The following is an 18,862-nucleotide window of genomic DNA, read 5'->3' on the forward strand; positions in this document are numbered from 1 at the left end:
CCTGTTTCCCGTCGTCTCTCCAAAAGAAAAGAGCCCAGACGGCTCCTACGCTAATATAACCTGGTTTCTCCCTTTGTTTTTTGCCTCGTATAAAGCGATATCCGCCTGATAAAACAGGGACTCCACACTGATATCGCTGTTTCGTTCCTTGCTCCACTTGGCCAGACCGCAAGAGATCGTAACTTTTGGAGAAGTCTCTTTTTCAACAAAAGAGCGAATCCTCTCTGCGATCGCTTGTGCAGTGAGCTTGTCTACCCGGGGCAGATAGACCGCCAGCTCTTCTCCTCCCCAGCGCGCGGGGATGTCGCTTTCCCTGATATGGCTTTTGATCTGATTGGCGACCTGGATCAAAACCTCATCCCCTACCTGATGGCCGTATGTATCATTGACGACTTTAAAATAGTCAATATCCATCAGAATCAACGAGCCAAAGCCGTCCTTTTCGAGAGAGGCCCGGACGCGTTCATTCAGATAGCGCCGCGTGTACAGCCCGGTCAAATTGTCTGTGATGACCATCCGCTCCACTTCGTTATGCAGCATGGCATTGGTCATGGCTAAACTGGCGTGCTGTCCGAAAATTTCCAAAAGCTTATAATCGTCAAAACTAAAGAAATGATGGCGAGAATCAGCAACGATCAGGACGCCTCCCAGTTCGCCTTCAACGACCAGCGGAACACCCATCAGGGACGCAATCGGCGTCACGGATGAACAAGGCAGCAAGGAGAAGGACAGCGGCCCGGAGCCAGGTTGTACGAGCAGCAGGGCCTGCTTGCTTGATAGTATTTCGGAAATCGGCTTTTCTCCGGCTTGGATAATCCGCCCCTGACACTCGGGATGGGAAGAAGAAATCACTTCAAAGGTTTCCTTTCCCTGCTCCTTGCGTAAAATGGCGCAAAATTCGGTAGAAAAGGTCTCCAGAAGCATCTTGGTTACAAAGTCGAGGATTTCCTGCAAATTCAGACTTCGATTCAGCTGTCTGGCCATCTCATTAATCAAACGCAATTCTCTGATAAGATTGCGGGATTGCTGATACAACTGGGCGTTTTCAAAAGCTTTTCCCGCCGTCTCAGCCAAAATCGAGATATACTCCGTCTCATGTGGACTTAAGAAAACGGTCCTGTCCGTAGTCAACTGCAATACCCCGTAAATGCCCTGTTTGCCTAGCAGTGGTGCGGCAAGCACGGTTACCGTGACTCCATCCCGCTCCTCGTAGTCCATGACCAGGCTTCCTTCCAGATAGGCGCGTGTGCTTGTGGAACAATCCTCGTCTTGGAAGGAGAGCGGCTTAACCGGTGTCGTCGCATTCGTTTCGACGGTGAGGAACAGGTCAACAACGGCGTGCGGATACAAGGATCGGATGCTGCTGATGATTTCGTTCAGTACGTCATTTACATCGATTGACGCCTGGATCTTGGTCATCAATTGATAGAGCAGATCTTTTTTGCTCGCATCCCTTCGCAAGTCGTCGGCTACCATCGTTCTTTTGAGGGCGTAGCTCGCCTTTTCGCCTACCTCTTGCAGAAATGCTACGTCCCGCTCGTCATACGTTTCTCGTTCTTCGGGAGATAGATGTAAAAACAGGGCGTACAGCGGTCTTCCTTCACAAGTAATCGGCAGGATGACGGTGCGATAGCCATCCTCCACCGAGGGGGTCAGCGGCACTCCCGCAAAACGCGCAGCCAACTGCGTAATGTGGCATCCCTTTCCATCCACTGCCTGCGTCGTAAAATACTCCGGCACGATCAGGGTGCCGACCTCGGTCAGCTTTACAGCGGATACGCTGCCTTTTTGGATGATTTCGGCAATTTGATGAATCAAGCATTCCAGTAGGTCCTTCGTACTCTCATGGCGGTTCAGCTTCATGATGATGTCGCTCGTCGCATGCTGAATATATGCGTCATAGCCCATCCGAATCAACGCTTCCAGCCCCCTCATGTACGAAGCCAGCTCGAACTCGATCTCCTGTTGAGGCGCGACCATGCCAATCACCGCTCTGATACGGCCGTCATGCTCCTTTAACGGAAACGCTCCCCAAACCAAATCGCCGTCTCCGGATTTCTGTACGGAAATCTCTCCTGTACGCAACGCTTGGGAGACAGGAGAGTGGGGTTCGTCGATGAGCTTATTGCCCGCCTGGAGGCAGAGTTTGTTGGGATTCCAGGATTGGCCGACCTGCATTTCCATGAACGATACCAGGATTCCGGCTGAATCTGTCAAGAATAGAATGCCCGGGCGCTTTTCCGGCCAGGATAGCAGCATGAAGTGGGCCATGTAGGAAAAGACCGTTTCCAACTTCCCCAACATTTTACTTGACACGCAATACTCCCTCTCTCCACTTTTTGTCAGTCTTCCAAATGGTCCGTATCATTTACTGTAACTACTTCCCATCGCCGGTCAACGTAATGAAACACGTTGATCCCCGTATTGTCGATTCGGGTGATTCCTGTTCCCTGCTGGCCGCCTGTCACACCGTGCAGGAAGCTGTTAATCAGCCCGCCGTGAGAAACGACGACAATCGCTTTTCCCGCATGGCGGTCGGCCAGTTCGGTCAACGCGGCAGCCGCGCGCTGCTGCATATCCTCAAACGTCTCTATTCCACACGCTGTCTCGTCCATATTTGCAAAACGGACCTTGATTTCTTCATAGGTCAGCCCTTCCCACTCTCCATAGCAACGCTCGCGCAAGGTAGTCAGAGTGGAAACGGTGCAGCCGACATTCTCGGCGATGCACTGGGCTGTTTCCCGTGCGCGGGCCAAATCACTGGCGTAAACGGCGTGAATCGTCTCACCGCGAAAGCGGACACCTACCTTCTGAGCCTGGCTCCTCCCTGATTCATTAAGGGCAATATCACTGTGGCCTTGAATTCGGCGAGCCAGATTCCAATCTGTTTCTCCGTGGCGAACGAGGTAGATGACAGTATGCAATGCGTTTCCTCCTCAGCCGTACTGCTTGTATTCACAACTCTTTATTTATTATATAAGATGAATGTTTGCAATTCCATAACGATTCGCTTTTGCACCAGGACAAAATTCCCATTTTTCTCCTCCTCCGTTTGTTTTTCTTCCAATCTATTGAAACGCCGCTTCTCTTCCCTGCGTCAGAAGTTGTAGTGGCAAGATGTCAGATACAACTTGGGGGGATAAATTATGAAAACACTGTTGGTCCGTTCCGGATCGATTCTCTTGACCGCCAGCCTGCTGGCTCCCGGGTCGCTTGCTTACGGGGAGACGAGAGCAGCTTTGCCCGCAGACGCAAACGCGGCCAGCGCAGCCTCTCCTGCCATGCCTGCTTCCAAAGGGTCGGCTGGCCAGCCTGCTTCGGCGCAATCAGGCAAGGCAAAAATCTCGAAAGACGCGGCTATGAAAATTGCCGGCAAATTTGTCTCGACCGCCGGCCTGGAGCTCAACAACGTCTCCTTCCGCTCTGCCGATCCCTGGCGGGCATTTCCGGAATGGACGTTTTACTGGGTAAAAAAATCAAAGAACGATGCGGAAATCGAACACTCCTACAGTGTGGGCATCAACGCCGACACGGGAGAATTGACGTCCTTTTCATCGTACAACAGGAACGCATCCAAGCCTGATTACGCCAACCGCATTTCGTATGACGACGCCCGGAAAAAAGCAGAGGAGTTTTTCTCCGCCAACGTTCCGTCGAAATGGAAGGAGACGAGACTGTACCATGACGATCAGCCGGTGCAAAAAACTCCGCTGAATGCAGACGCTTCCTATGCGTTTCGCTTTGTCCGTCTCGTGGACGATATTCCGTTCCCGGACAACTCTGTGGATATTACCGTTGACTCCTCTGGAAAGGTGACCAATTACTCGGTTTCCTGGAACGATGACGTCACCTTTGAAAGCCCTGGCAAAATGATATCTTCCGAAGAGGCGGCCGAGCTTTTCCAAAAAGCGCTGAAGCCCACACTGTCCTACGTAGTGCCTTGGGAAGCCCAAGGGGAAAACAGGGATAAGCCGATCCTGGCCTACGACAATCCCTTCAAACTGTTTCTGGACGGATCGGACGGCACTCTCTTGACGCCCCAGCTGAAACCGGCAAAGCCAGAAGAAGAGCCTGTTCCGGCCAGCAGCAAGCCGTTGTCGCCTCGCAATGCCGGAAAACCGCTCAGTCAGGATGCAGCCGTCTCTCTGGTCGATCAGGTATTTGGGCTGAAAGGCTATGCACTTCGCTCTGCCAATTACAGCGAAAGCGACCACCGCAGCAACAGGCCAGTCTGGAATCTCGATTTTGAAAATAAAGAGAAGCAGGTTTTTGCTTCGGCTGCGGTCGATGCCATCACCGGCGATGTGTACAGCTTTTACACCAATTTGCCTGATACCCTGAAGGCGGCCGCTACAAAACAAGAGACGAATCCAAAAGCAATCGAAAAGAGAGCGGTTGAGGACTTGAAAAAATTCGCGCCCACCTGGGCCAACCGGCTTTATCTCGATCCGCCGCAAGAAGAAACGGGCGAACAGCAGCCGGACACGTCCTACACCGTACGCTTCCTCCGCTTGGTAAACGGCATAGCGGCAGCTTCGGGATCGGCCCATCTTACCTACGACAAAAAAAGCGGCGAGCTGATGTCATTCAACCTCGACTTTGGACGGGAAAGTTATCCATCCCGGCTCGGCGATCACATCTCAGCCGACAAAGCAGCAGAAGCCTGGCTGAAAGAAGCGAAGCCGGAAGCTGTTTACATGCTGGAGCAGCTCCCGGTAAAACCGCTGGAACAAAAGGGTGGTGTCGAAATCGCCCCTCTGCCGGAGCGAAAGGCCAAACTGGTCTACCGCATGACGACCACTCCGCTTGAGCAAGGGTACTTCCTCGATGCCTTATCCGGGGAATGGCGCAGCACGGCGACGGGGAAAACGATTGAACTGCATCGCACTCCGCCTTCCGATCTGGATGGACACAAGGCCGAGAAGGAACTGCTGTTGATGTACGAGTACGATGCGCTCTCCCTTGTTGACGGAAAGATTATGCCGGAAAAAGAGATTACGCGCGGTGAAATGATCGAAATGCTGATGATCAGCCTGAACCAGGGACGGATGTTTGGCATCTCACTGGAACGCAAGGCAAGCTTTGCCGATGTGGCCAATACATCCAGGTATTTTGCTGCCGTAGAGGCTGCGGTTGACCGCGGGCTTCTGGACAGAAATGCAAGCTCGCTGCGGCCGGACGAGAAAATCACCCGTGAAGAGCTGGCCGACATGCTGGTACGGGCGCTTGGATATCGCAAGCTGGCGGATTACTCGGACATGTTCCAGTCCGACCTAACCGATATCGCCAAGTCAAAAAATCGTGGGGCCATCGTGATTGTCACTTCGCTGGGCATCATGAAAAGCGGCCAGGAATTCCATCCGGAGGACACCGTTTCCCGGGCCGATGCAGCCATCGCCTTTTCGCGATTCCTGGAGGTGCGCAGCAAGCTGGACGAGAATCCCCGATTCTGAGAGCCACTGAAAGAGGACATGGCGAGAAGAAAATAGAGGCAAAAGAGACAGACAGCCGCGTGCTGCAAACAAGGCAACTCCCCATTTTTTCTTGACATTCTCCTAAAAGAAAAGATAATATTGATTGTATGTGTACAGGGTGGCATTGATTGTAGGTAAAAACGGGAGGTAGACCCTCTTAGTTTCGTCCCTTGCAGGCTGCGGCTGAACTCCTGCCAAGGAGCACGATGCGGAAATGCTACCGTCCGAAGTTCGTGTAGCTAAAGACGAAACTAGCCTCGCGGAAGTAAACACCTGCGAATCCAACTTAAAGGAGAATGAAAACATGGCACGTTACACAGGTCCTCGTCACAAACTGGCTCGTCGTCTGGGCATTTCCCTGGATGGTACAGGCAAAGACATTAAACGCAACTTTCCTCCAGGTCAACACGGTCACAACAACCGTCGTAAACTGAGCGAATACGGTATCCAGCTGCAAGAAAAGCAAAAGCTGCGCCACATGTTTGGTGTTAGCGAGAAGCAATTCCGCCGCACATTCGAGCAAGCCGGTAAAATGGCTGGCGTATTGGGCGAAAACTTCATGAAACTGCTGGAATCCCGTTTGGATAACGTGGTATACCGCATGGGCCTGGCTCCAACTCGCCCTGCTGCTCGTCAGCTCGTTAACCACGGCCACTTCCTGGTAAACGGTAAAAAAGTTAACATTCCTTCTTACCGCGTACAACCAGGCGACGTGATCTCCGTTCGCGAGAAATCCAGCAACCTGCAAATCATCAAGGATGCTGTGGAAGCACGCAACTTCCTGCCGAACTACATCACGTTCGACGACAACAAACTGGAAGGTACGTTCAACCGCCTGCCAGACCGCGAAGAAATGCCTGCTGAAATCAACGAAGTTCTGATCGTTGAGTTCTACAGCCGTTAATCTTTCGGATAAAAAAAGAGCAGTGCCATTACTGGCCTGCTCTTTTTGTTTTCTCCGCAGCCTTTACAGAAGTGCTTTCCGAATTTAAGGGCTAACGGGCGGCATATGCCGCTTTTACCCGCTCAATTTGTGCCAGATGGTCATGGACATGGTTGACATAGCGCTCCAACAACTGCAGCAGCGAAAGCGGACCCGCTTCGGTGTGAATGCCTTCTCTCCCCCACTCTTCATCCTTCACCCGCTGCAGTACAGACGCCATTTCCTCACGCAGCAACTGGAACAACTGCAAGGCCCGCTCGGCATTCTGCTGCGAATAACCCAAAGAACGCGCCCAGGCATCCTGATTATACCCGGTCAGGAGCGGCCGGTCTTCTGCCAATACCTTCTTCATCCGCTGCACGCCTACGATCTCCGCATCGCAAATATGTACGATGATCTCGTGGATGCTCCATTTTTCCGGCCCCGGCTTGAAGCTCATTTCCTCTGTAGTCAGTCCGTGGATGGACCTGCGGAGCTTTTCACTTCCATTTGCGTAGTCTTCGATCAGCCGTTTCACCATGCGTTTCCACTCCCATTTCCGACAGTCTTCGGACTCCCCTTTTTCTCTTCCACGGCGACCTTGCCGATTCCTCGTTTTAGCTGACCCGAAGAAAAAAGCCCCGGCGCTGTGCTTTGGAATACAACGCAGGAGCTCTCTAACCATTCTACGATACGCTTCAACTACCCCAGCTTCACTTTGGCAAACTTCCGCTTGCCGACCTGAACGACCATCTCGTCTGCAAGCTTCACACTGGCGTTGATGTCCGCCACTTTTTCCTCGTTGATTTTGACAGCTCCTTGCTGAACCATCCGGCGTGCCTCCCCTTTGGAGTCTGCCAGTCCGAGATCAAAGACGAGGTTGACGATACCCGCTTCGCCATTTTCATACGCGGCTGCGTCCAGTTTTACTTCCGGAATGTCCGTCGGCAGCGCCCGCTGCTGGAATACGGTTTTGAAGTAGTTCTCCGCCGCTTCCGCCGCTTCCTCTCCGTGGTACATCCGGACAAAGGTCTTGGCGAGATTCATTTTCGCATCGCGCGGGTGAACGCTGCCGTCTGCCAGCCCTGCCCGGAGCGCCTCCAGATCCTCATTGCTCATGTCCGTAGCCAGCTCGTAGTAGCGAAGCATGAGCTCATCCGGCACAGACATCGCTTTCCCGTATATTTCGTTGGCCGGTTCGTTGACGCCGATGTAGTTCCCCAAGCTTTTGGACATTTTTTGCACGCCGTCCAGGCCCTCAAGGAGCGGCATCGTCAGAATCACTTGCTGTTCCTGACCGTATTCCTTTTGCAGGTTGCGTCCCATCAAAAGGTTGAACTTCTGGTCCGTACCGCCCAGCTCGACGTCGCTTTGAAGCGCTACGGAATCGTATCCCTGCATCAGCGGGTAAAAAAATTCATGCAGGGAAATCGGCTGTTCACTTTTGTACCGTTTTTCAAAATCATCCCGCTCCAGCATGCGGGCAACCGTCGTCTTGGCTGCCAGTTCCACAACCTCGGAGAATGTCAGCGGAGCCAGCCAGCTGGAATTGTAGTTGACCTCGACACGGCTGGCATCGAGCACCTTTCCGAATTGCTCCACATAGCTTCTCGCGTTTTCCTTTACTTGTTCCTCGGTGAGCGGTTTGCGGGTCTCGGATTTTCCGGTGGGGTCGCCAATCCGGCCGGTAAAGTCGCCGATCACGAGCTGGATCGTATGGCCCAGCTCCTGGAACTGGCGCATTTTTTGCAGGACAACCGTATGGCCCACGTGAATGTCAGGGGCGGACGGATCGAGCCCGAGCTTCACCTTCAGCGGCTGGCCCGTAACGACGAAACGCTCCAGCTTGCGGCGCAGGTCCTCCTCCGGGATGATCTCCATCGCGCCGCGGCGAATGATCGCCAACTGACGCTCCACCTCTTGCTTTTGCGCTTCCGTCAGCGTGAATTTTTCGTTGGTTTGATTGATTTGCTCACTGCTCATCACTGTTACAGCTCCTATTCAAATAAGTTTGTGAAAAACAAAAAAATCCCGCCCCAAAATAGGGACGAGATTGAACCCGCGGTACCACCCTAGTTGAAAAAATGAAGAATGCTCATTTTTTCCGCTCGAATACAGGATAACGGCCTGCACCGTCCGGCATAACCGGCAAGCTCCCGACGTGTAATTCGCAACGTGCAAGGGGCTGATTTTCACCGACCACCAGCTCTCTGCAGGAATCGGCCCGAATCCTCCGCCACTTTCGTCCGGCTGATCCATGCCACTTTCCCTTTCATCCGCTTGTCACTTGCTACTGTCGCCGTTCGACGCTGTTTTGCATTTTACTCGCAAAAAATTATAAGGCTATTTTGGCATAACGCCCCGACGGTGTCAACTCAGACCTGCTATCCTCGCGGTTCCTCCTATGGTATAATCAGGATGCTAGGGGGTCGTAGATCATGTCGAACAACCACACTTCTTCCTCTGAATCGACAAAGAAAAAACGCCGACGAGGCCGCAGACGAATGGTGACGCTGATCGTCTCGGGCCTGTTTCTCTTAGGACTCATGGGTGGCGTTTTGGCAGGAGGAATTCTGGCAGGCTACGTTGCCGCCCTTGTGAAGGACGAGCCTGTACGCAGCAAAGCAGAGTTGGCCGAGAAAATTTTCACCAACTATTTGACCGGCTTTGCCTACTACAATGACGGTACGCTGATCGGTCCGCTCCGTGCAGCCGAGGGCGACCGGCGTTTGGTGAAAAAGTCGGAAGTATCGCCTCATCTGATCAATGCGGTCATTGCGACGGAAGACAAAAATTTCTTTCACCACAAAGGAGTGGTCTTGCAATCCACGCTGCGGGGAGCCTATCAGGACTTTACCAACCAGCCGGTCGTAACCGGAGGCAGCACGCTCACCCAACAGCTGGTCAAAAACACGATCCTCTCCCAGGAAGTAAGCCATTCCCGGAAGGTTCGCGAAATCTTCACCGCGATCCGCATCGAGCGCATGTTTTCCAAGGATCAGATTCTGGAAGCCTACCTGAATGAAATCTATCTCGGCAAAAACGTGAACGGCTCTGTTGTTTACGGCGTTCAGGCAGCTGCCAAAGGGATTTTCAACAAGGATGTGAAGGACCTCGATTTGGCAGAGGCCTCTTACCTGGCGGGAATGATTCAAAACCCCGGGATGTATACACCGTTTACGAGCGAAGGATACCAGCGCGGCAAGGACCGCCAGAAAATGGTGCTCGAGCGCATGCAGGAGAACGGCTACATAACACAGGCACAGTTCGACGAGGCCCTCAAGACTGATCTCACTCCCCGCCTGGCCGCGCCCACAAAGCAGGCCTACAGGGAGGTCCCGTTCCTGATGATGGACATCGAGGAACGCGCAGCACGGGCACTGGTGGATGCCGATCTGAAAGAAAAAGGGCGCGACAAGGAAACAGTCGGCCGCAATGAATACCGCCAGTTGGTCGAAGAAAAACGGCGCGACATCCTGACACGGGGCTACAAGGTATATACCACGATTCACAAGGATGTATACAAGTTCATGCAGCAAATCGCAGCCGATCCGAAAAATTTCGGCCAAAACCGGACCTACACCATCCGCCGTTCCAACGGGAAGACAGAAAAGATTGAAAACGCGCTGGAAGAAGTGGGTGCAATGCTCATCCACAACAAAACCGGCGCCATTCTGGGGATGATCGGGGGGCGCGACTTCAAGGTAGAGCAGACCAATCACGCGACTGCTCCGCGTCAACCGGGGTCGGCGATGAAGCCTTTGGCTGCCTATGCCCCCGCCTTTGAGCTGGGAATCCTGCAGCCTGGATCACCGATCGACGACTCGCCGCTCGTCCTCGCTGACGGGCGCAACGGATCGCACATGCCCATGAACTGGAACAACAAATACCAGGGCGTGGTAAGCGCCAGAGAAGCGCTGCGCCAATCGTGGAATATCCCGGCGATCAAGACTTACCTGAAAGTCGGAATCCCGACCGCTCTGGAGTACGTAAAAAAAATGGGCGTAACCACACTGGTGGAAAATGACAATTACGCAGCCACCGGGGTTATCGGCGGTCTGAGCTACGGTTTGACCGTCGAAGAAATTACCAATGCTTATGCTACTTTTGCCAACCACGGTTCGTTTGTCGACGCTTACCTCATCGACCGGATTGAGGACAGCCAGGGCAAAATCGTCTATCGTCACGAAAGCCAGCCCGTGCAGGTGTACAGCGAACAAACAGCATACCTGGTCACCGATACGCTCCGCACCGTCGTCAATGCCGGTACGGGCAACCACATTCGCAAATACGTGCCGCGCAAGGTAGATGTAGCAGGCAAGACGGGAACGACCAACAACTCCAATGACCTCTGGTTTGTCGGGTATACCCCTGAGGTCTCCTTGGGCGTATGGGTCGGCTACGATGAGCCGTATCCGATGCCTGACAAGGACAAGTACGTGCCGATGGTCGTCTGGGGCAAAATCATTAAAGAAATCGGCGAAAAGTATCCCGAGCTGTCGCCGCCGGATGCCACTTTCAAAAAACCGGCCGGGATCGTCAGCGCTACGATAGACAGCAAGTCGGGCCTTTTGCCGAGCGAGCTGTCGAAAGAAGCCGGGCATCTGATAACCGATCTGTTTAATCGCCAGTTTGTCCCGACAAAAGTGGACGATGCCCATCAACGGGCACGAATCGTTGAATACAACAATGTCCGCTATCTGGCCAAGGAAGGGACGCCGGACGATTTCGTGACAGAAGGAATTTTCTTCCGTTCACCAGACCCGGCACCAGACGGCAAGCAAGTGCTCGAGGTCACGGACAAGAACAGGAAGACTTCAGCCAAGCCGCCGGATTGGGATCAGCGGCTGCCTGAGAAAGAAGACCCCCGGACGGAAACGGGTGGTCCGCCCGCTCCGCCGAGCAACGTCAAGGCTTCCAAATCGGGCAATCAGACGGTTCTCAGCTGGCAATCCGGCGGAGAAGCTGATCTCCTCGGCTATCGGGTCTATCGGGCCGATCCGCAAGTGGGCTTCGTGCAGATCGCTACCGTCAAGGATCCTGCAATCGTTACCTATACAGACGCAGGCGGCAGCGGCTTGAACGGGTACTACATCACATCTGTGGATATCAGCGGACAAGAATCATCGCCTTCTGCGATCGCTTCTGCCGACTCCTCTGCCGGTACATGGGAGGTTCCCGTGCCGCCAAACGGTATCGGACAGCCTGATGCTATTCCGCCGGATGTACAGGTACCGCCAACCGGCGAGACGAACGAAGGCAATGGTGGCCAGCAGCCTTCCAATGCTCCGCCCTCTGCTCCCCAATCCTTGACGATGTCCACCTCGTCCGATGGTTGGAAGCTGCAATGGAAGGCAAACCGCAGCAGTGAACAGGTCATTGCCTACAACGTGTACTACAGTCCCGATCCTGCGAGCGGATTCCTTTTGATCGACACGGTGACGGGTACCAGCTATATCAACAAATCCGGAGATGTGGCCGGCTCATACTATGTCACAGCCGTAAATAGTTACGGAGAATCGTCACAATCCAACAGCGTAACAGCGAACTAAACTGAATACAGCTAGAGATGAGAAACACACAACAGAGATGGTAGCTTGCTTGCCATCTCTGTTTTCCTACTACGGGAGGTGACCGAATGGAACACATCAAGAGATACTACTCCAAGCATGTCGCAATAAACGGCAAAAGCCTGCTGGTGGAGGGCCCCGTTCCAGCGGATCGTTTGGCGGCTATGCGATTTGACGATGGCCTGAAGGCGTTTCGGATACCGGAAGAACAGCACAAAGCGCTGGTGGAGATCGCGGCACTGCCTGAAGGTCGCATCGTACTCGTCCGGGACGGGGATCTCGTGCTCGGTTATGCTACCTTTCTCTATCCGGACCCGATGGAGAGGTGGTCCCAGGCCAGGCTCCCTGATCTGCTGGAGCTCGGAGCGATTGAAGTGAGCCAGAGCATCCGTGCGGGAGGCGTGGCCAAAGCCCTGCTGGAGGTGGCTTTCTCGGATGACGCGTTGGAGGATTATATCGTCATTACGACGGAGTACTACTGGCATTGGGATTTGAAAGGAACCGGCCTAGATGTGTGGCAGTACCGTAAAGTGATGGAGAAAGTGATGGGCAGCGCCGGAATGGTCTGGATGGCTACGGATGATCCGGAAATCTGCTCGCATCCGGCAAACTGTTTGATGGCCCGCATCGGCAAGCGCGTCCCGCCGGAGAGCGTGGCTGCCTTTGACGCCATGCGGTTTCAGAATCGTTTCTTATTTTAGCTCCTGGCATCACTGCTTTACGAGATTCTGTCAGCTTTGATCTCAATTACGAATGGAGAGATAATCTTTCATGCGTATCGAAAGCATTATGCGTAGACAGGTCATCACCGCAAGTCCGACGACCACGATCGGCGAAGCCTTGCAGCTGCTCCGTGAAAATAAGATTCGACACCTGCCCGTAGTAGAACAGGAACGTCTCGTCGGCATTCTTTCCGACCGCGACCTGCGGGAAGCCCTCCCTTCCATTCTGTTGCCGAAAAAAGACGACGAGACCATTTTTGGCAAGCCCGTTTCCGAGATTATGAAGCGCCAGGTCCTCACTGCCCATCCGCTGGATTTCATCGAGGATGCGGCCGTGCAGATCTACGAATCCAAAGTTGGGTCGCTTCCCGTCGTGGAAGGAAACCGCTTGGTTGGCATCATCACGGAATCGGATTTGTTCAACAGCTTGATCGAGCTTTTTGGCGTAAACAAGCCGAGCTCGCACATCGAGGTGGAGGTGGACGACCGCGTGGGAATGCTTGCGGAAGTAAGCCAGGTGTTCCGGGAAGCCCAGGTCAATGTATCCAGCATCGTCGTTTTCCCCGGGTCCAAGCCGGCGAAGAAAAGTCTCGTCTTTCGCGCTCAAACCATTGACCCCCGCCCGATCGTCCAAAAGCTGCGCGACCATGGCTTCACCGTCATCGCGCCCGGGGAAGGAGGGACCAGCCATTGAGCCGCAACGCTCGTCTGATCTACTCTCCGGACTACACCCAGTATTACTTCAATGATGAACACCCTTTCAACCAGCGCCGTCTTCTGTTGACCCATGATCTGATGAGCGCTTATGGCTTACTGACTGACGCCGATATCCTGCCTCCGCGGATGGCCACGGATGATGAACTGGCGCTGGTGCACGACCGGCGCTACATCGATTTTGTTCGCGAACAGGGACATAGCGACAAAGAACTGCCTGCAGCAGCCAGCTATGGTCTGGGGACGGAGGATGTTCCCTGTTTTCCGCAAATGCATGAAGCTTCCGCCCGGATCGTCGGCGGTACGCTGCAAGCGGTAGACGCTGTCATGACCGGCCGTGCCGAGCATGCGTTCAATCCCGCTGGCGGTCTGCACCACGCTTTCCGCGGCCGGGCTTCCGGGTTTTGCATCTACAACGACTGCTCCGTGGCAATCGCTTATATGCGCAAGCATTGGAATGCGCGCGTCCTCTATATCGACACGGACGCCCATCATGGCGACGGGGTGCAATGGGCTTTTTACGACGATCCCAACGTCCTGACCGTCTCGATTCACGAAACGGGAAAGTACTTGTTTCCCGGTACCGGCAACCTGACGGAACGCGGAGATGGAAGCGGATACGGCTATTCGGTAAACGTCCCTTTGGATGCGTTTACAGAGGACGATTCGTTCCTCGATGTTTATCGGGATTTGCTTCCGAAGCTGGCCAGAGGCTTTCAACCGGATGTCATTCTGACACAAAACGGCTGTGACGCCCATGCTTACGATCCGCTTACGCACCTTTCCTGCTCCATGAGGATTTATCAGGAAATCCCGCGTCTGGCCCATCAACTCGCCCATGAGTATTGCGACGGAAAATGGATCGCAGTCGGCGGCGGCGGCTATGATATCTGGCGGGTCGTTCCCAGGGCCTGGACCTTGTTGTGGAGCGAGATGAGCGATCAACCACTTGCAGACGGGCCTTTGCCGGTTAATTGGCTTGCCCGCTGGCAACCTCTGAGTGAAGAAAAGCTTCCGGACAGGCTGTTCGACACCCCGTTTCCGCCGATCCCCCGCCGAGCCGAAATCACCGAGAAAAATCGGGTGACGCTGGAGAGAGCCAAAATGTACGCGCCGATCACAGATGGAGACTGAATTTGACCAAATCGCAAGAATAATGAGGAATTTTACCTTCGCATATACAAAAAACCGGCCTCTCAGAGACCGGTTTTTTCACTGTCGAAACGATTATGAACGTCCGTCCACCAATTTTTCCAGCTCTGCTGGCTGGAAGCCTTTTACTGCCTTGTCCCCGACTACGGTGACCGGCACTCCCATGAAGCCAAAACGTTCTACTTCCTCCTGGAACGTCCGGCTGGTCATGACATCGCGCACCTCAAAGGCAATTCCCTTCGCGGTCAGCCAATTTTTCACCATATCGCAGTCGATGCAGTTTTTCGTCGAGTACACAATGACTGCGGGTGTCATCGCTCTCAGCATACGCTGGACCATAGAGTAGGAGCGCTCGGATGCTAGCTTGGTAAACTCCGGAAAATTGACGTGTGCAGAGCCATCTGCCTTATCCGACATCGACCGAACGACGACAAAGGGAATGCCGTTCATCGAGCATACTTGTCCGACCGCAGCCCCCTCCATCTCGGTGCAATGGGCAGCAAACTGCTGATGGAGCTGCTGTACCTTTTCGCGGTCGGCCACGAACTGGTCGCCGGAGAGGATACGGCCGGTCGTGACTTGAACACCGGCTTCGAGCTCCTTGCCCGCTTTGACTGCCAGCTGGATCAAGCCCGGGTCTGCCTCCCAGACGGATTTCTCCGTAAACGGAATTTGCCCTGGCGCAAACCCGAGCGGCGTCACATCGATATCATGCTGGATACAGTCTGTCGAAACGACAATGTCGCCGATGTTCAGCTCCGGATGCAGCGCGCCCGCTACCCCGGTAAAAATGACGCTGTCCACCTTGTACTGGTCGATCAGGATTTGCGTGGTAACAGCAGCGTTTACTTTTCCCACGCCTGATTTGCACAGGACGATTGTACTGCCTTCCCATTCGCCTTCGTAATATGTGATCCCCGCCTTTTCAGAAGCAGTCGTCCCTGTCATGTTCTCCATGTACAAGGCGATTTCTTCATCCATGGCGCCGATTATTCCGATTCTCATTGCTGTCCTCCTCTTGCTGCTGTGATGCAGCCTTAGCTCGTAGCTGTCACTCGCGGCCTGGTGCTTTCCCGATACTCAATCCGGTGCGGCAGCAAAACGACATGCTCGTCGACTTGTTCGTTGTTCATGTATTTGGTGAGCAGTCGCATTGCAACGGCACCGATATCATACATCGGCTGTACGACCGAGGTCAGGCGAGGACGCACCATTTCGACCAATCGAATGTTGTCGTGACCGATCACCTCGAGGTCTTCGGGAACGTTCAGGCCGGCATCCTGCGCCGCGTGAATTGCTCCGATGGCCATCTCATCGTTGGCCGCAAACACAGCCGTAGGCCGTTTCTCCAGTGTGAGGAATTGGCCTGTTGCCTGCAAGCCGGACTCATAAAACAGATTGCCTTGCGTGACCAATGCGTCATCAACCGGCAGACCCGCATCTTCGAGCGCACGCTTGTAGCCCTGATAGCGCATCAAGCCGCCAAGCGGGTCGTTCATCGGCCCGGTAATCATGGCGATCCGCTCATGTCCGTGGTCGATCAATTCCTTGGTGGCATCGTAAGCAGCCTGGAAGTGATCGATCGTGACCGAAGGCAGCGTGTTGTCGGCGTCTCTCGTAGCTGCCAGCACCGTAGGGACGGAGGAAGAAGTCAGAGCTTGCAGGTGATCCTCTTTAATCTCCGCTCCCATGAACAACAACCCGTCCACCTGCTTTTCCAACAGGGTGTTGATCAATTGAAGCTCTTTCTCCAGGCGCTGGTCAGAGTTGCACAAAATAATATTGTATTTGTACATCGTCGCGATGTCTTCGATCCCGCGTGCCAATTCGGAAAAGAACAAACTGGAGATATCCGGAATGATGACACCGACCGTAGTTGTCTTCTTGCTCGCCAAACCGCGTGCGACTGCATTGGGACGGTATCCGAGGCGCTCAATGGCAGCCAAGACCTTTTTCCTTGTCAGCGGTTTTACGTTCGGATTTCCGTTAACGACTCGGGACACTGTCGCCATGGAGACCCCTGCTTCCCGAGCCACGTCATAGATAGTTACCGGCATCACACACCCTCACTTTCCCCATTTTATGGTTTTCATAGTGTTTTCATAAATGTATGCACCTATGATACGACAAGCAGTGTCCGGTTGCAATTGTTTTCCGGACACGGCTCCCCGTCATTTCATCAATTTATTCATCGTTTTCAAAAGCTCGTCGATCACTTCGTTGTCGCCTTGTTGGATCCGCTCCATGACACAGCTTTTCATGTGCCCTTCCAGCAGTATTTTTCCGACGGCATTCAGCGCAGATTGAACGGCGGCGATCTGGTTGAGGATATCGTCGCAGTAGACATCCTTTTCCACCATGCCGCGAATGCCGCGAACCTGTCCCTCAACTCTGTTCAGACGGGAGATCATATTTGCCTTGATCTTGTCTGCCCGCGGCGTCGACCGCTCTGACGAACAGCAATGGCCCTGCTCACTCATAAACATGCTCCTTCCCCCGAAGTCCATCTGTTATGTTTTAGCTTACTGGTTGCGAGGTTTTTCGTCAAATGAAAGGATGTCCCAGCTACACCCGGAACCGCCTGGAACGTTCATTTTTATCGAAGCCGTCTCCCTGACCGGCGTGTTCTTCCTGCTCTTCCTTTTCCTCATGAAACTCCACGTTCGTCTGGCCGGCAATATAATCAAACGGGGTGTAGCTGTGAGAAATGCTTTGCTTGCGGACAAATGCCTTGTAGCCGGCTATAGCGAGAGATGCGAGAATCAAAAGCGTAAAAACAATCATGGCTGCATTCATTGCAAGCATTTCTCGTCCCCCCTTTGTTTCTCTTAGTTATACGCTTTTTTAGCGGGGAGGTTTCCATTATAGCTGCTTTCGAGCGTGTCGGCTTTCAAAAAGAGCTTTCCCGCAATCGGGAAAGCTCTTTTGGTGCATCCAGTTTCAGTTATCCGCTTGCGGTTTATCTTTCTACGGCAATCTTTGCTTCCTTATATAATCCCGAAGCAAGCAATTGATCCACGATTTCGTTGAACTGCGGAATGTTGACCTGCTGCTTGGCGTCGGAGAGGGCCACATCCGGGTCAGGATGGACTTCCAGCATGACACCGTCTGCTCCCACAGCGAGACCTGCCTTGGCCGTAGGGAGGAGCAGATCGCGGCGGCCGGTAGAGTGAGTGACGTCTACGAAAACAGGAAGATGCGTCTCCTGCTTCAAAAGCGGCACTGCGGAGATGTCCAGCGTGTTGCGGGTCGCTTTTTCGTACGTGCGAATACCGCGTTCGCAGAGCATGACTTGGGTATTGCCTTCGGACAAGATGTACTCGGCAGCGTAGATAAATTCCTCGATCGTCGCAGACAAGCCGCGCTTCAGCAAAACCGGATGATTGAGGCGTCCCACAGCTTTCAGCAGCTCGAAGTTTTGCATGTTGCGGGCGCCGATCTGGATCACGTCGATGTATTTGGTTGCCATCTCCAGGTCGGCAGGCGTCACGATCTCGCTGATGGTGACGAGGTTGAATTCGTCGCCGATGCGCTTGAGAATCTGCAGGCCTTCTTCGCCCAGGCCTTGGAAGTCGTAAGGCGATGTGCGAGGCTTGAACGCGCCGCCGCGCAATACGCGAAGTCCCCGTTTGACGTGGTTTTCCGCCACAGCCCGGACTTGCTCATAGCTTTCGACCGAACACGGTCCGGCGATCAGAAGCGGTTCGCCTCCGCCAAACACTACTCCTTTGATGGTAAGTACGGTGTCCTCCGGCTGCTTCTTGCGGCTCACAAGCAGGACTTTCTTGTTGTCGTCCTTTTGCAAGTCGAGAGAAGCCTGGAAAATCTGTTTGAAGAGGTGACGGATGGTATTGTCGGTAAAAGGTCCGTTGTTGTTTTCCACCAGTAGGTTCAACATTTCGCGCTCGCGCTCCGGATCAAAACGATTGATCCCCTGCTTCAGCTTTTCCTTCCCCAAGTCTTGGACAAGAGCTGCCCGTTTGTTGATTAAGGCGAGAATCTCCAGGTTGATCTCGTCTATCTGTTTGCGCATGGTTTCGATTGGATCATGTGCCATTCGTCTCCACTCTCCTCTTCTCTTCTAGTTTGTAGGCTTTTTGAAATAAATTAGGCTTATTATAATGGATCGAAACCCCTTTGTCAGCAGTTTAGCGCCAAAAAGCGCGAAAGTAAATTGTGAAGTATTTTATAGCGTTTTCAAAATTTTCTTGTAGGAATAAGAAGATTCCTTGATTCGACAGGATTCTCCCCGTTTCGAGTCGAATAACATACACATTCATTTCCCGGAATTTCCACCGGTAAGAGGAG

The 18,862-nt window shown here is 53.5% G+C and carries 15 protein-coding genes; 6 read left to right on the forward strand and 9 right to left on the reverse strand.

Annotated elements, in window-relative coordinates; genetic code table 11:
* Positions 1-45 precede the first annotated feature (45 nt).
* Together NST37_RS18045 and NST37_RS18050 are read right to left on the reverse strand one after the other, a co-directional pair.
* Positions 46-2,316 carry a diguanylate cyclase gene (locus NST37_RS18045; RefSeq protein WP_339185627.1) on the reverse strand — a complete coding sequence of 757 codons (2,271 nt, stop codon included), beginning with the start codon at positions 2,314-2,316 and terminating at the stop codon, positions 46-48.
* A gap of 26 nt (positions 2,317-2,342) precedes the next feature.
* The gene (locus tag NST37_RS18050; RefSeq protein WP_003389186.1) at positions 2,343-2,924 is read right to left on the reverse strand and encodes a histidine phosphatase family protein; all 582 of its coding nucleotides are present in this window, start codon (positions 2,922-2,924) and stop codon (positions 2,343-2,345) included.
* Positions 2,925-3,146: 222 nt separating this feature from the next.
* Between NST37_RS18050 and NST37_RS18055 the strand changes: the two genes are divergently transcribed.
* Together NST37_RS18055 and rpsD are read left to right on the forward strand one after the other, a co-directional pair.
* Positions 3,147-5,453, forward strand: coding sequence for a YcdB/YcdC domain-containing protein (locus NST37_RS18055; RefSeq protein WP_327956266.1), 2,307 nt, complete (start codon positions 3,147-3,149; stop codon positions 5,451-5,453).
* A gap of 325 nt (positions 5,454-5,778) precedes the next feature.
* Positions 5,779-6,378: a 30S ribosomal protein S4 gene (rpsD, locus tag NST37_RS18060; RefSeq protein WP_003389184.1), complete on the forward strand. Its 600-nt coding sequence runs from the start codon at positions 5,779-5,781 to the stop codon at positions 6,376-6,378.
* A 91-nt stretch (positions 6,379-6,469) separates the two neighbouring features.
* Here the strand turns inward: rpsD and NST37_RS18065 are convergent, their stop codons facing one another.
* Positions 6,470-6,937 carry a DinB family protein gene (locus tag NST37_RS18065; protein ID WP_327970302.1) on the reverse strand — a complete coding sequence of 156 codons (468 nt, stop codon included), beginning with the start codon at positions 6,935-6,937 and terminating at the stop codon, positions 6,470-6,472.
* A gap of 161 nt (positions 6,938-7,098) precedes the next feature.
* Positions 7,099-8,379, reverse strand: coding sequence for a tyrosine--tRNA ligase (tyrS, locus tag NST37_RS18070; protein ID WP_003389179.1), 1,281 nt, complete (start codon positions 8,377-8,379; stop codon positions 7,099-7,101).
* Between the two features lie 455 nt (positions 8,380-8,834).
* Here tyrS and NST37_RS18075 point away from each other — a divergent pair, with 455 nt between their 5' ends.
* From NST37_RS18075 to NST37_RS18090, 4 genes are all read left to right on the forward strand, one after another.
* A complete protein-coding gene (locus NST37_RS18075) occupies positions 8,835-11,948 on the forward strand; it encodes a transglycosylase domain-containing protein (protein WP_339185628.1) in 3,114 nt (1,037 codons plus the stop codon).
* 86 nt (positions 11,949-12,034) lie between these two features.
* Positions 12,035-12,667, forward strand: a complete 633-nt coding sequence (locus NST37_RS18080; RefSeq protein ID WP_003389176.1) for a hypothetical protein — start codon at positions 12,035-12,037, stop codon at positions 12,665-12,667.
* A 70-nt stretch (positions 12,668-12,737) separates the two neighbouring features.
* Positions 12,738-13,382: a CBS and ACT domain-containing protein gene (locus NST37_RS18085; protein ID WP_003389175.1), complete on the forward strand. Its 645-nt coding sequence runs from the start codon at positions 12,738-12,740 to the stop codon at positions 13,380-13,382.
* Positions 13,379-14,536: an acetoin utilization protein AcuC gene (locus NST37_RS18090; RefSeq protein ID WP_003389174.1), complete on the forward strand. Its 1,158-nt coding sequence runs from the start codon at positions 13,379-13,381 to the stop codon at positions 14,534-14,536. The genes NST37_RS18085 and NST37_RS18090 overlap by 4 nt, the downstream gene beginning before the upstream one ends.
* Positions 14,537-14,629: 93 nt before the next feature.
* Here the strand turns inward: NST37_RS18090 and NST37_RS18095 are convergent, their stop codons facing one another.
* The 5 genes from NST37_RS18095 to NST37_RS18115 all read right to left on the reverse strand — a co-directional run bounded on the left by NST37_RS18095 (position 14,630) and on the right by NST37_RS18115 (position 18,611).
* Positions 14,630-15,559, reverse strand: a complete 930-nt coding sequence (locus NST37_RS18095) for a 5'-methylthioadenosine/adenosylhomocysteine nucleosidase (RefSeq protein ID WP_024982865.1) — start codon at positions 15,557-15,559, stop codon at positions 14,630-14,632.
* Between the two features lie 32 nt (positions 15,560-15,591).
* Positions 15,592-16,611, reverse strand: coding sequence for a catabolite control protein A (gene ccpA, locus NST37_RS18100; protein ID WP_024982866.1), 1,020 nt, complete (start codon positions 16,609-16,611; stop codon positions 15,592-15,594).
* 114 nt (positions 16,612-16,725) lie between these two features.
* A complete protein-coding gene (locus tag NST37_RS18105; protein WP_003389170.1) occupies positions 16,726-17,034 on the reverse strand; it encodes a metal-sensitive transcriptional regulator in 309 nt (102 codons plus the stop codon).
* Between the two features lie 85 nt (positions 17,035-17,119).
* Entirely contained in the window at positions 17,120-17,359 is a 240-nt protein-coding gene (locus NST37_RS18110; protein ID WP_003389169.1) for a DUF3951 domain-containing protein, read from the reverse strand.
* 154 nt (positions 17,360-17,513) lie between these two features.
* Positions 17,514-18,611: a bifunctional 3-deoxy-7-phosphoheptulonate synthase/chorismate mutase gene (locus NST37_RS18115; protein WP_031933116.1), complete on the reverse strand. Its 1,098-nt coding sequence runs from the start codon at positions 18,609-18,611 to the stop codon at positions 17,514-17,516.
* Positions 18,612-18,862: the final 251 nt, after the last annotated feature.

This window comes from Brevibacillus sp. FSL K6-6036 (assembly GCF_037964015.1).
Lineage (GTDB): Bacteria > Bacillota > Bacilli > Brevibacillales > Brevibacillaceae > Brevibacillus > Brevibacillus borstelensis.